This window comes from Bacteroides faecis MAJ27 (assembly GCF_900106755.1).
Classification (GTDB): domain Bacteria; phylum Bacteroidota; class Bacteroidia; order Bacteroidales; family Bacteroidaceae; genus Bacteroides; species Bacteroides faecis.
On record NZ_FNNN01000001.1, the window covers coordinates 518,280 to 531,973 of the forward strand.

Annotated in this window: 14 protein-coding genes and 1 rRNA gene; 3 read left to right on the top strand and 12 right to left on the bottom strand. The window is 41.9% G+C overall.

Translation table 11 applies throughout. The features are described from left to right. Positions 1-7: 7 nt before the first annotated feature. The 4 genes from recQ to tig all read right to left on the bottom strand — a co-directional run bounded on the left by recQ (position 8) and on the right by tig (position 5,766). The gene (gene recQ / locus BLW31_RS01705) at positions 8-2,188 is read right to left on the bottom strand and encodes a DNA helicase RecQ (protein WP_008764112.1); all 2,181 of its coding nucleotides are present in this window, start codon (positions 2,186-2,188) and stop codon (positions 8-10) included. A 169-nt stretch (positions 2,189-2,357) separates the two neighbouring features. Further along, positions 2,358-3,602, bottom strand: coding sequence for an ATP-dependent Clp protease ATP-binding subunit ClpX (gene clpX / locus BLW31_RS01710; RefSeq protein WP_010536481.1), 1,245 nt, complete (start codon positions 3,600-3,602; stop codon positions 2,358-2,360). A 2-nt stretch (positions 3,603-3,604) separates the two neighbouring features. After that, positions 3,605-4,267 (bottom strand): ATP-dependent Clp endopeptidase proteolytic subunit ClpP, encoded by a 663-nt coding sequence (gene clpP, locus BLW31_RS01715; protein WP_004297164.1) that lies wholly within the window; start codon positions 4,265-4,267, stop codon positions 3,605-3,607. 143 nt (positions 4,268-4,410) lie between these two features. Next, a complete protein-coding gene (gene tig / locus BLW31_RS01720) occupies positions 4,411-5,766 on the bottom strand; it encodes a trigger factor (protein ID WP_010536480.1) in 1,356 nt (451 codons plus the stop codon). Positions 5,767-6,164: 398 nt separating this feature from the next. On the opposite strand from tig, the gene rbpC reads away from it, so the two are divergent. Next, positions 6,165-6,410: an RNA-binding protein RbpC gene (rbpC, locus tag BLW31_RS01725; RefSeq protein WP_004297160.1), complete on the top strand. Its 246-nt coding sequence runs from the start codon at positions 6,165-6,167 to the stop codon at positions 6,408-6,410. A gap of 86 nt (positions 6,411-6,496) precedes the next feature. Here rbpC and BLW31_RS01730 read toward each other — a convergent pair whose 3' ends face one another. Further along, positions 6,497-7,267: an ABC transporter ATP-binding protein gene (locus BLW31_RS01730; protein WP_010536479.1), complete on the bottom strand. Its 771-nt coding sequence runs from the start codon at positions 7,265-7,267 to the stop codon at positions 6,497-6,499. Then, entirely contained in the window at positions 7,264-8,007 is a 744-nt protein-coding gene (locus tag BLW31_RS01735) for an MlaE family ABC transporter permease (protein WP_008760768.1), read from the bottom strand. Before BLW31_RS01735 ends, BLW31_RS01730 begins: the two co-directional genes overlap by 4 nt. 75 nt (positions 8,008-8,082) lie before the next feature. Here BLW31_RS01735 and lptB point away from each other — a divergent pair, with 75 nt between their 5' ends. Continuing rightward, on the top strand, positions 8,083-8,850 hold the full coding sequence (gene lptB, locus BLW31_RS01740; RefSeq protein WP_010536478.1) for an LPS export ABC transporter ATP-binding protein: 768 nt from the start codon (positions 8,083-8,085) through the stop codon (positions 8,848-8,850). Positions 8,851-8,963: 113 nt separating this feature from the next. Here lptB and der read toward each other — a convergent pair whose 3' ends face one another. From der to rrf, 6 genes are all read right to left on the bottom strand, one after another. Next, a complete protein-coding gene (gene der, locus BLW31_RS01745; RefSeq protein ID WP_010536477.1) occupies positions 8,964-10,277 on the bottom strand; it encodes a ribosome biogenesis GTPase Der in 1,314 nt (437 codons plus the stop codon). A gap of 48 nt (positions 10,278-10,325) precedes the next feature. Beyond that, the gene (gene era / locus BLW31_RS01750; RefSeq protein ID WP_008760765.1) at positions 10,326-11,207 is read right to left on the bottom strand and encodes a GTPase Era; all 882 of its coding nucleotides are present in this window, start codon (positions 11,205-11,207) and stop codon (positions 10,326-10,328) included. 85 nt (positions 11,208-11,292) lie between these two features. After that, entirely contained in the window at positions 11,293-12,300 is a 1,008-nt protein-coding gene (locus BLW31_RS01755; RefSeq protein WP_010536476.1) for a beta-ketoacyl-ACP synthase III, read from the bottom strand. A gap of 86 nt (positions 12,301-12,386) precedes the next feature. After that, positions 12,387-12,572 (bottom strand): 50S ribosomal protein L32, encoded by a 186-nt coding sequence (gene rpmF / locus BLW31_RS01760; protein WP_002562387.1) that lies wholly within the window; start codon positions 12,570-12,572, stop codon positions 12,387-12,389. 12 nt (positions 12,573-12,584) lie between these two features. Beyond that, positions 12,585-13,163 (bottom strand): YceD family protein, encoded by a 579-nt coding sequence (locus tag BLW31_RS01765; protein ID WP_010536475.1) that lies wholly within the window; start codon positions 13,161-13,163, stop codon positions 12,585-12,587. 218 nt (positions 13,164-13,381) lie between these two features. After that, positions 13,382-13,492: ribosomal RNA gene (gene rrf, locus BLW31_RS01770) — 5S ribosomal RNA — on the bottom strand. 22 nt (positions 13,493-13,514) lie between these two features. Here rrf and BLW31_RS24620 point away from each other — a divergent pair. Then, the coding region (locus tag BLW31_RS24620; RefSeq protein ID WP_218145874.1) for a hypothetical protein at positions 13,515-13,694 on the top strand (180 nt) is incomplete at its 3' end.

Below are 13,694 nucleotides of genomic sequence, written 5' to 3' on the forward strand. Positions count from 1 at the left end.
CGCTTTTTTAATTAGCCATTTCAGAGATGAACTTGATTCTCACCAGTCGGACTTCCTCTTCGGTAAATTCATCACCCAGTTCATCAAGAGCATCATCAATTTTGTCTGTCGTAGATTCCTTGAAATAATCATAGATATCGAGCATATGGTCTTCATCCATAATTTCTTCCAGGAAGTAATCAATATTCAGTTTGGTTCCGGAGTAAACGATCGCTTCCACCTCATCCAATAGCTCACCAAACTCAATTCCTTTGGAAAGAGCGATATCGTCCAATGCCACTTTACGATCAATAGCCTGAATGATAGCCACTTTCATTTTCGATTTATTAGCAACCGTACGTACACGCAAATCTTCCGGACGTTCAATTTCATTCTCTTCGCAATGACGCTTGATCAGTTTACAAAACTCTTCACCATAGCGTTTTGCTTTTCCGGCACCTACGCCCGGGATATTCTGCAGTTCATCCAGTGTCACCGGATAGATGGTAGCCATTGCTTCCAACGACGGATCCTGGAAAATAACATATGGAGGAACCTCCAGCTTCTTGGAAAGCTTCTTCCGCAAGTCCTTCAGCATTGAGTAAAGAGCCGGGTCCACCGCACAAGAACCACCGCCACGTGCCGGTACTTCTTCTTCCGTTTCTTCAAAATCATTATCTTCAGTAATCTTGAATGATTTTGGTTTCTTCAGGAATTTGTGTCCTTCTTCCGTTACCTTCAGTAGACCATAATTCTCCACATCTTTGCTCAAGTAACCGCCAATCAACGCTTGTCGAATCACCGCATTCCATGTTTTGTCTTCTTCGCCCATACCCGAACCGAATACTTCCAGATCTTCGTGCAAATGAGCCTGTACTTCCGACGTTTCTCTACCTTGTAGTATGTCTATGATATAATCTGCCTTAAAATTTTCTTTCACCGCGATAATCGCTTCAATCACGGCACACAATAACTCTTGAGCCTCCACTTGTTTTTTAGGGTTTAAACAGTTGTCACAATTTCCACAATTTTCTTCCGTATATTCTTCACCGAAATAATGCAGCAATGTCTTGCGCCGGCACACGGAAGATTCGGCATAAGCAGCGGTTTCCAACAGAAGCTGCTTGCCTATTTCCTGTTCTGCCACAGGTTTTCCCTGCATGAACTTTTCCAGTTTCTGCAGGTCTTTGTTTGTATAAAAAGTCAGGCACTGGCCTTCGCCGCCGTCTCTGCCGGCACGTCCTGTCTCCTGGTAATACCCTTCCAGACTTTTGGGGATATCGTAATGGATTACAAACCGTACATCCGGCTTGTCAATTCCCATACCGAAAGCGATGGTAGCTACAATCACTTCCACCTTTTCCATCAGGAAATCATCTTGGTTCTTCGTTCTCGTCATAGAGTCCATACCTGCATGATAAGGACGCGCATTGATTCCGTTTGCCTGAAGAATCTCAGCAAGTTCTTCTACTTTCTTCCGGCTCAGGCAATAAATAATACCCGACTTTTCCGAATTATTCTTGATGAACTTAATGATATCTTTATCAATATTATTAGTCTTTGCGCGTACCTCATAATAAAGGTTCGGACGGTTGAACGACGATTTAAAAACCTGAGCATCCACCATCCCCAGATTTTTCTGGATATCGTGCTGTACCTTCGGTGTTGCTGTTGCAGTAAGTGCAATCAAGGGAGCTTTCCCTATTTCGTTAATGATCGGACGAATCCGCCGATACTCCGGACGGAAGTCATGTCCCCATTCGGAAATACAATGAGCTTCGTCTACCGCATAGAACGAAATTTTCACCGAACGCAAAAAATCTACATTTTCTTCCTTTGTCAACGACTCAGGAGCCACATATAGCAATTTTGTTTTTCCGGCAAGGATGTCAGACCTGACTTGGTCTATTGCACCTTTATTTAATGAAGAATTTATAAAATGGGCGATGCCATCCTCTTCACTGAAATTACGCATTGCATCCACCTGATTCTTCATCAACGCAATGAGCGGAGAAATAACAATTGCCGTACCTTCCATCAAGAGCGAAGGTAACTGATAGCATAAAGATTTTCCGCCACCGGTAGGCATTAGTACAAAGGTATCTTTACCATCGAGCAAATTCTGAATGATTGCTTCCTGGTTTCCCTTGAACTTATTAAATCCGAAATACTTTTTCAGTTCATCTGTTAAATTAATCTTCCCTGCCATCTTAACTTAGGTTGTTTTATTCAGTTCATGGTTTAACTTTAAGTAAAGCCCTCTATTGCAAGAGAGCCAAACAAAGTTATAAACAACTTCGTAATTACCAAGCAAAATACGACTAATATTTTCAAGAAAAAACAGAAACAATCATTTCCAGTAGCCTTACTATTTGATATTAAGCAGTTTGCAGCCTTGCCATATTCGCTTTTTCCAGCTGTTGTTTTGCATAATCCAACGTTACCTTATACTCTTTCTTGCTTTCTGAAGGGATTTCAAACATGACATCCATCATGATCGTTTCCACAATAGAACGCAATCCACGGGCACCCAGCTTATATTCTACGGCCTTGTCAACGATATATTCGAAAACAGAATCCTCAAATGTCAGCTTGATACCATCCATTTCAAACAATTTGATATATTGTTTGATGATAGAGTTTTTCGGTTCGGTAAGAATAGCACGGAGTGCATTACGATCCAGCGGATTCAGATAAGTCAGCACCGGAAGACGACCGATAATTTCGGGAATCAGTCCGAATGACTTCAAATCCTGAGGAGCAATATACTGCATCATATTATTCTTATCAATTACAGCTGTCTTCTGTGAAGCGGTATAGCCTACCACATGTGTATTCAGCCGTTGGGCAATTTTCTTTTCAATGCCATCGAAAGCACCTCCGCAGATAAAGAGAATATTTTTAGTATTCACCGGAATCATTTTCTGGTCGGGATGCTTACGGCCTCCCTGAGGGGGAACGTTCACAACCGAACCTTCGAGCAATTTCAGCAACCCCTGCTGTACTCCCTCCCCGCTTACGTCGCGGGTAATGGAAGGATTATCTCCTTTACGGGCAATCTTGTCTATCTCATCAATAAACACAATTCCCTGTTCAGCTTCCGGTACATTATAATCTGCCACCTGAAGCAAACGAGTCAGGATGCTTTCAATATCTTCACCCACATAACCGGCTTCCGTCAACACCGTAGCATCTACAATCGTAAACGGAACATGAAGCAACTTGGCAATTGTACGCGCCAAGAGGGTTTTTCCGGTTCCGGTACTTCCCACCATGATAATGTTTGATTTTTCAATCTCTACATCATCGCCACTGTCTTTTTGCAAAAGGCGCTTATAGTGGTTGTAAACCGATACCGAAAGAAAACGCTTCGCGTCGTCTTGTCCAATTACGTACTGATCGAGGAATTTCTTTATTTCTACCGGTTTGGGCAGTTCTTTTAAATTGAGTTTGGTAGCTCCGGCGCCTTTTCTGCTTTCACCCAGTGCTTCCTGAGTTATCTCATAAGCCTGAGTAGCGCAGCTGTCGCAGATATAGCCGTTCATTCCTGTAATCAGGAATCCGACCTCATTCTCCGACCGACCGCAGAAGCTACACTTTTTCTTTGTCTTTGAATCAGCCATTTTTATTTTTTAATCAATACCTCATCAATCATACCGTATTCTTTCGCTTCCTGAGCTGTCATCCAGTAATCACGGTCTGAGTCGGCCCATACTTTATCGAAGTCTGTGTGCGAATGATCGGCGATAATCGTATAAAGTTCTTTCTTCAATTTCTGAATCTCACGGGCTGTGATTTCAATATCCGAAGCCTGTCCCTGAGCACCTCCCATCGGCTGGTGAATCATAACGCGTGAATGCGGCAACGCCGAACGTTTACCTTCAGCACCAGCTACCAGCAATACAGCAGCCATCGAAGCTGCCATACCTGTACAGATCGTCGCAACATCACTTGAGATAAACTGCATGGTATCATAAATACCCAGTCCGGCATATACACTGCCACCCGGAGAATTGATATAGATGGAAATATCCTTGCCCGGGTCTACAGAGTCCAGATAGAGCAACTGCGCCTGAAGCGTATTTGCCGTATAGTCATCTACTTGTGTACCCAGAAAAATAATGCGGTCCATCATCAGTCGGGAGAATACATCGAGCTGAGTTACATTCAGCTGTCTCTCTTCGAGAATATAGGGATTCAAATACCCGGCTTGCGATTTAATCACATCGTCCAGCACCATGCCATTCATTCCTAAATGCTTGGTTGCGTATTTTCTAAAATCATCCATGTTATGGTTCCTTTCTAATTAAATTTATAATAAACGTAAGTGCAAAGAAACGAAAAAGAACACATAGACACAAAAAAACACAGAGTTATAATTTTATAAAAACTCTGTGTTTCTGTGACTTTATGTTCTATTCAACCGAACGATTATTCAAACATTTTATTGAACTCTTCCATAGAAACGCTCTTGTTCTCCAAAGTTACCTGAGCTTTCAGGGCTGCAGCCAACTTCACTTCTACTACGCGGCTTACCAGATTGTTGATTGTCTCTTTCTTCTTCAACATTTCCTGTGCATAGTTGTCAAGTACGTCTTCAGGTACAGACAACATTCCGTATTGAGCAAACTGTGCTTTCGTTGTTTCTTTCGCCATCTTCAGCACATCTTCCTGTTCTACTTTGATATCGTTTGCCTCTACCAACTGTTCCTTGATCAGGTGCCAAGTCAGTTCTTCGATGCTCTTATCGTAGTTCTCAGCTACATATTCTTCACCTTTTTCTTCGTTGTTCAGTAACATGATACGTTTCAGCAATGCATCAGAGAATTCCAGCTTGCCTACTTTGTCCATCATCACTTTACGAATGTCGATCAGGAATTTATAATCACTGTCAGCCACAAATCTTGCTGCGATTTCTTCTTTGATCTTAGCGCGGAATTCTTCTTCAGTCTTCACTACACCTTCACCAAATGCCTGGTCAAATACTTCCTGAGTCAGTTCACCCGGTACAAAACGAGTGATTTCTTCTACCTGGAAACTGAAATCAGACTTCACGTCTTTAGCGATTTCCTTGTCGATCTTCAGCAGAGAGCCAAGTTCAGCAGCATGTCCGTCGTAAGCAACATTCGGATTGAATACCAATACATCGTTTACTTTTGCATTAGCGAAGATTGCTTTCTGATCGTCGTTCTTCATATAAGAAGGCATCAATACTGCACCTTCTACCTGAATACCGCCTTCTTTCGTATTACCTTCTTCATCCAGCTGAGCCAACAGGCCTTTCAGCATATCGTTATCTTCGTAAGCGTCTACTTTATCGTATTTACCAGTACGTTGAGTATACATCTTCACCTGGTTATCGATCATTTCATCCGATACTTCGATTGTATAGTAATCTACTTTATCTTTAGCACTTACTTCTGCTTTAAATTCAGGTGCCAGAGCGATATCGAATACAAATTCGAATTCTTCCATTGTATCGAAGTCGATCATCTGCTGTTTTTCTTCGTTAGGCAACGGTTCGCCCAGCATGTTCACCTTATTTTCTTTAATATAGTTGTAAACAGCTTCTTGCAATACTTTATTCACTTCTTCTGCAATCACTGATTTACCATACATCTTCTTAACCAGGCTCATCGGAACCATTCCTTTACGGAATCCCGGCATCTGCGCCTTCTGGCGGAATGATTTCAACGATTTGTCTACTTTCTCCTGATAGTCGGCTTTCTCAAGCTTTACAGTAAGCTGTGCGCTTACTTTGTCAATGTTTTGTAATGAAACGTTCATTCTGACAATTATTTATTTGATTTATACTTTGTTCTAACTCAAACGAGGGTGCAAAATTAGTGCTAATCTTTCAATTTTCAAAAGACATTGCAGATTTATTTCGCATCTATTATGGAATATATAAATGACAATTGCATGACAGGCAATGGTTCGCTAACCACACATCCTTCTTTTTTTCTCATTGTCTGCAAATTAAAGTAAGAAAAAGATGGTCAATCCAAAAATTATTCTTTTCTTTGCTGCGGATTGATGGACCATTAGTTTCTCGATTTGATTACAAGGTTTTTACTTCTGTTTCGAAAACGCATTTGTAAACTCTCTGTCGTTTTAATCTTTTTATTAGTAACCATCTATCCAGAGAGTTTTATTCATTTATTTATTTTTTTATCATTTTCATTATGAACATTTATGTTGGAAACCTTAACTACCGTGTTAAGGAAGGAGATCTGCAACAAGTGATGGAAGATTACGGAGCAGTATCATCAGTTAAAGTAGTTATGGATCGTGAAACCGGTAAATCCAAAGGATTTGCTTTCATTGAAATGGAAGACGACGCTGCAGCTGCTAAAGCAATCGCAGAATTGAACGGTGCTGAATACATGGGCCGTACAATGGTAGTTAAAGAAGCTAGACCCAGAGCTTAATTGCCGACGCTAATATAGCTAAGAAAAAAAGAAACTTCTGCCACCTGATGACAGAAGTTTTTTTATGTCCTTTTATTTATTTCCAATCAACCTTCCATGCTCTGTACTTCCACATCCTTCACCTTGCGGAGCAGGTCAGAAGCAAAGATAAAGTTATTCAGCCTTTCATTGGTAGAAGTAAAGATATCATCTTTCGTTCCTTCCCATTCCTTGTGTCCTTCATAAATATAAATCACTTTCTCCCCAATCCCCAACACAGAGTTCATATCATGGGTATTGATAATAGTCGTCATATTATACTCCTGAGTAATGTCATGAATGAGATCATCGATAACTAATGACGTTTTTGGGTCCAGTCCGGAGTTCGGCTCATCACAGAACAGGTACTGCGGGTTCAATGCGATAGCACGGGCAATAGCCACACGCTTCTGCATACCACCACTGATTTCACCCGGAAATTTATCTTTTGCTTCAGTCAGATTCACACGTTCCAGACAGAACATGGCACGTTTGGTACGATCGCGCAATGTATCATTACTAAACATATTCAGCGGGAACATCACATTATCCAGCACCGACATCGAGTCGAAAAGGGCAGCACTCTGAAAAATCATCCCCATCTCCTTGCGAAGCATCTTTTTCTCCTTCTTACCCATCAGGACAAGATTACGTCCGTCATAAAGCACTTCCCCCTTCTCGGGAGTAAGTAATCCTACGATACATTTCATCAATACCGTTTTACCGGACCCACTCTGACCGATAATCAAGTTTGTCTTCCCATTCTCAAAAGAGGCATTGATATCACTCAATACCGTCTTATCTTCAAATGATTTATAAAGTCCTCTAACGTCAATCATCCCATCAAAAGTTTAGTTAATACCAAATCTGCAAACAGAATTAACACACTACTGCTTACCACAGCATCCGTAGAAGCCTTTCCCACGGCAATCGAACCGCCGTCTACCGTATAACCGAAGAAGGCAGAAACACTCGCGATAATAAAGGCAAAGAAGAGGGATTTGATGATACCCGCCCAGATAAACCATTCGACAAACATATACTGCAATCCATATTCCAAATCAACTGCATTCATCACACCCGCAAACCAACAAGTACAAAAGGCTCCAATGATTCCGGCAAAAATACTAAATGTCACCAATACAGGAATCACAGTCACCATTGCCGTAATTTTGGGTAATATCAGATAATTGGCAGAATTAATACCCATGATCTCGAGCGCGTCAATCTGTTGCGTCACCCGCATCGTTCCCAGTTCCGAAGCGATGTTCGAGCCAACCTTTCCCGCCAAGATGAGACACATAATAGAAGAGGAAAATTCCAGCAACATGATTTCACGTGTCACATACCCCACTGTCCAGCGAGGCATCCATGGACTTTCAATGTTCAATTTAATCTGAATGGTAATCACCGCGCCGATGAAAAACGAAATCAACAACACGATACCGATGGAGTTTACACCCAGTTGCTCCATCTCGTTAAGGTATTGCCGGAAAAACATACGCATACGCTCGGGACGGGAAAAAGTACGTCCCATCAGCATGATATATCGTCCGACGGTTCTCAATGCTTTTATCATAACTCACACTATTTGTCTGCAAATGTACATTATTTCAGCTTATTTTTACTACATTTGCCGCAAAATAACTAGAATATGGAAGAAAGCAAGATGGTGCTTCGCACGGAAGACCTGGTTAAAAAGTACGGAAAACGAACCGTTGTAAGCCATGTATCCATTGACGTGAAGCAAGGTGAAATTGTAGGTTTGCTGGGACCGAACGGTGCCGGTAAGACGACTTCATTCTATATGACCGTAGGACTGATCACGCCTAATGAAGGCCGGATCTTCCTCGACGACCTTGAGATTACCAAATTTCCAGTATACAAACGGGCGCAGACGGGTATCGGGTACCTTGCACAGGAAGCCTCCGTATTCCGTCAGATGAGTGTAGAAGACAATATCGCTTCTGTACTCGAGATGACCAATAAGCCTAAGGATTATCAGAAGGAGAAGCTCGAAAGCCTGATTGCAGAGTTCCGTCTTCAAAAGGTACGCAAGAACAAAGGTAACCAACTGTCCGGAGGTGAACGCCGCCGTACGGAAATCGCCCGGTGTCTTGCCATCGACCCGAAGTTCATCATGCTTGATGAACCATTTGCCGGAGTCGACCCTATCGCGGTAGAAGATATCCAGCAAATTGTATGGAAGCTAAAGGATAAAAATATCGGCATCCTGATTACCGACCACAATGTACAGGAAACATTAAGTATCACCGACCGCGCTTATCTGCTGTTTGAAGGAAAGATCCTGTTTCAGGGCACACCGGAAGAGCTGGCTGAAAACAAGATCGTGCGTGAGAAATATCTGAGTAACAGCTTCGTATTGCGCCGTAAAGATTTCCAGTTAAACAAAGACGAATAATCTTTGCGAATCACCGGTTCAAAACAAAACGGAGATCTGTTCAGTATAAAAGATAAATCGCCCGGCAACATTCCACTGCCGGGCGATTTCTTTTTATTCATATGAATATACCTTTATTTCTGTCGGATATAAATATTGATCGGTGTACCGGTAAGATTCCACTTCTCACGCATTTTGTTTTCCAAGAAACGCTTGTACGGTTCTTTCACATACTGCGGCAGATTTGCAAAATAGACAAAAGAAGGCACCTGGGTATTCGGCAACTGCGTGATATATTTAATCTTGATATACTTACCTTTATTTGATGGGGGCGGATATGCCTCGATCAGCGGAAGCATTTCTTCATTCAAGCGGGCAGTCGGTATCTTTGTTGTACGGTTTTCATATACGCTACGAGCTTCTTCAAGCACTTTCAGGATACGCTGTTTGGTCAATGCAGAAGCAAATATAATCGGAAAATCCACAAACGGAGCAAAGCGTGAACGGATAGTTGCCTCGAACTCTTTCATCATTTTCGCCGTTTTATCCTCTATAAGATCCCACTTATTAATCACAACCACCAAGCCTTTCTGATTTTTCTGTATCAGAGAAAGGATATTCAAATCCTGGCTCTCAACGCCTCTCGTTGCATCGAGCATCAAAATACAGACATCCGCGTTCTCAATCGAACGAATCGAACGAACTACCGAATAATATTCCAGATCCTCGTTCACCTTATTCTTTTTACGGATACCGGCTGTATCTACCAGATAAAAATCGAAACCGAATTTGTTGTAACGTGTATAGATAGAGTCGCGGGTTGTTCCGGCAATCTCCGTCACGATGTTACGGTCTTCTCCGATAAACGCGTTTACAATAGAAGATTTTCCTGCATTCGGACGTCCCACTACAGCGAAGCGAGGGATATCATCGTCCAGAATTTCTGAATTCTCTTTACTGAATTTACTGACAATCAAGTCCATCAAATCACCTGTACCACTTCCTGTGATAGCAGAGATACAATACGGATCGCCCAATCCTAATTTATAAAACTCAGGAGCGTTATATTGCAATTCATTATTATCCGTTTTATTGGCCACCATAATCACCGGACTATTGGCACGCCGCAAGATAGCCGCCACCTGCATATCCAGATCCGTCACTCCGTTCATCACATCCACTACAAACAGAATAACGTCCGCTTCTTCTACTGCCAGCAATACTTGCTTCCTGATTTCCTCTTCAAAGATATCATCAGAATTCACCACCCATCCGCCGGTATCTACCACGGAGAACTCACGGCCCAGCCATTCGGACTTGCCATACTGCCTGTCGCGGGTCGTCCCCGCTTCTTCATTCACAATAGCCTGACGAGTTTTCGTCAGACGGTTAAATAAGGTAGACTTGCCCACATTGGGGCGTCCTACAATTGCAACTAAATTATTCATAGCTCAATACCTTGTTTTTTCACGACTATCCCAGTCGCATGAATACTCTTAATCTAACTGATAACCAAAGTTCCGCAGTTCCTTATCCGAACTGCGCCAATCTTTATCAACCTTCACATAGGTTTCCAGGAAAATAGTCTTTCCAAAGAAACGTTCCAATTCCCGGCGTGCCTCGGTAGCCACTTTCTTCAGAGCTTTTCCTTGCTTGCCGATAATAATTCCTTTTTGCGAGTCCCGTTCCACATAAATCACCGCCCGGATATGGATCTTTTTCGCTTCCTCTTTAAATTCCTCTACCACTACTTCCACCGAATAGGGGATCTCTTTGTCATAGTATAGCAGGATCTTTTCACGGATAATTTCATTCACAAAGAAGCGGGCAGGCTTATCCGTCCACTGGTCTTTGCCGAAGTAAGGAGGAGAATCGGGCAATAATTCCTGAATACGCTTCATCACATAGTCCACATTGAACTTTGATGCGGCGGAAATAGGAATAATCTCAGCCTGTGGAAGCAACTCCTTCCACTCTTCGACCAACTTTATTAGCTTCTCCTGATCCGTGAGGTCTATTTTGTTTATAAGCAACAGGACAGGGACGGTCATCTGACGCACCTTTCCCATAAACTCGTTGTTCTTGTCCGGCGTTTCCACCACGTCGGTCACATAAAGCAGTACATCCGCATCCGTCAGTGCGGAAGTCGAGAAGTTCAGCATCGACTCCTGCAACTTATAGTTAGGTTTCAATACTCCCGGAGTATCAGAAAAAACAATCTGCATATCATCCGTATTATAAATTCCCATAATCCGGTGACGGGTAGTCTGTGCTTTGAAGGTGGCAATTGATATACGTTCTCCCACCAAAGCATTCATCAATGTCGATTTTCCGACATTCGGGTTCCCTACGATGTTCACAAAACCTGCTTTATGCATTTCTCTTTATTTTATTGGTTGAGACAAAAAAACGCATCGAATCGAAATAAGATGCGTTTTTTGTGTTATAGTTCAGTAACTTACGTTACGATTCCTTTTTTCCGTCATAACCCCATTTTACATAAACCGCACCCCATGTAAATCCGGCGCCGAATGCTGTAAATATAATGTTATCACCTTTCTTGAGTTTATCTTCATAATCCCAGATACACAGGGGAAGTGTGGCGGCACTTGTGTTACCATAATGTTCAATATTCACCAGCACTTTATCCATTGGGAGTTCCATGCGATGAGCCACAGCTTCGATGATACGAACATTCGCCTGATGGGGAACCACCCAGTCAATGTTATCTTTTGTCAGACCATTCTTTTCTGCGATTGCAGCAGATACATCCGACATACTTGAAACTGCATATTTGAACACTGTTCTTCCTTCCTGGTGCAGATAGTGCATTTTATTGTCTACTGTGAAATAAGACGGAGGACAAACCGAACCACCAGCTTTCATATGGAGGAAAGGCAGACCTTTACCATCTGTTCTCAGTATCGAATCCATGATACCCAGATCTTCCGTAGTGGGCTCCAGCATAAAAGCAGCAGCACCGTCACCAAAGATAGGGCAAGTAGCACGATCTGTATAGTTAACCATTGACGACATCTTATCGGCACCGACAATGATAATTTTCTTATATCTTCCCGAACGAATGAAATTCGCAGCAGTTTCCATCAGATACAGAAAGCCACTACATGCAGCTTGCAAGTCGAAAGCAAACGCATTTTTCAGTCCGAGTTTATCGCAAAGAATAGAAGCTGTAGAAGGGAAGTGATAGTCAGGAGTACTGGTAGCAACAATAACCAAATCGATATCGTCAGGATTGGCTCCAGTCTTTTTCATCAACTGCTTGGCAGCCTTGCGTGCCATGTATGAGCTACCTAATCCTTCCTCATTCAGAATATGTCTTTCCTTTACTCCGATACGAGTCATAATCCATTCGTCGTTGGTATCTACCATTCTTGATATCTCTTCATTAGTCAAGATATAATCGGGTACATAGCCTCCAACTCCTGTGATTACTGCATTTATTTTTTCCATCAAACCTATTTTAAATTAGCAATACTATAATACTTAAAGCAGCCGGAGAGTTTTCCCCCTCGGCTGTCTTGAGTATACTGTACTAATTATACAGCTGCTTCTTTTTCGATAGCGAGCTTACCTCTGTAGTAACCACATGCGCCACATACAGTGTGGTAAACATGCCATTCTCCGCAATTCGGACAAATAGCCAATGTAGGAGCTACTGCCTTATCATGAGTTCTTCTCTTTGCTGTTCTTGTTTTTGATTGTCTTCTCTTAGGATGTGCCATTTTCTTAAAACTTTAATTATTATCTAATATTTTTTTTAATTCATTCCAACGGGGATCAATTTGTTCCTCCATTTCCTCCTCTACTACGATATCATCTCCACCTGTGTCAAAGACTTCATCGCTATCTTCATTAGCATCTGTTTTGAGATGCTTACTCAACTTACTAGTAACAGCTTTGTTGCACTTACCCGGAGCATGTACATGCTTCATAGGGATGGAAAGCGCCACAAATTCATACATGAACCATGCTACATTGATTTCTCCCTCTTCTTCGGGGATTACAATCAAGTTATCACCTTCTTCTGCATATTCATGTCCAAACTTCACCATCAGTTTATCAGATGATGTGATCTGTAGCTCCATTTCGTCCAAACAACGGTCGCATGGTACCCATACCATACCGTCCGTCTGAAAGCTCAATTCGAAAGCACGAGAGGTTCTTTTTACAGTCAAAGTAACATTTACTTTTCCTTTCTGAACTTCAGGACCATCAATGTGGGCGAAGTAAAGGTTATCCAAAACAAACTCATACTTAGCAGAGTCTGTTTGCATGCCTTTCAAATCAATTTTGTATTTATCAAACTTTCCCAAAGCTTCTCTCTTTTTTTAATCGTTAGATTACAATTCGGGCGACAAAGATACAAATAAATATCCTCATAACATACAAATTACCAGTAAATATTCACTTTTTTAATAGGTATTATGAGGATTATTGCTGTTAAAAATGATGCCACAAATTCCGAAGGTATCCCTAAGGTATCAAAAACAAGAAAGCCCTCCAGGTATTTCTACCGGAAGGGCTTCTTTAAAAACGGCGGCTACCTACTCTCCCACTGTTACGCAGTACCATCAGCGTGACGAGGCTTAACTTCTCTGTTCGGAATGGGAAGAGGTGGAACCCTCGTGCTATAACCACCTGAATGAATTCAATAAGGTTATGACATGATGAAAAGTAAAATTCAAGTAAAATATCAAAAATCCAATTTAATGAACTTGCTGATACGTTCGCTAAACGTATATATCCAACCCGTACAAAGCCGGAAGAAAGTGGACGGGCAATTAGTAATGCTCGGCTTTGATGTTACCACCTTTACACCTGCATCCTATCAACGTCATCGTCTT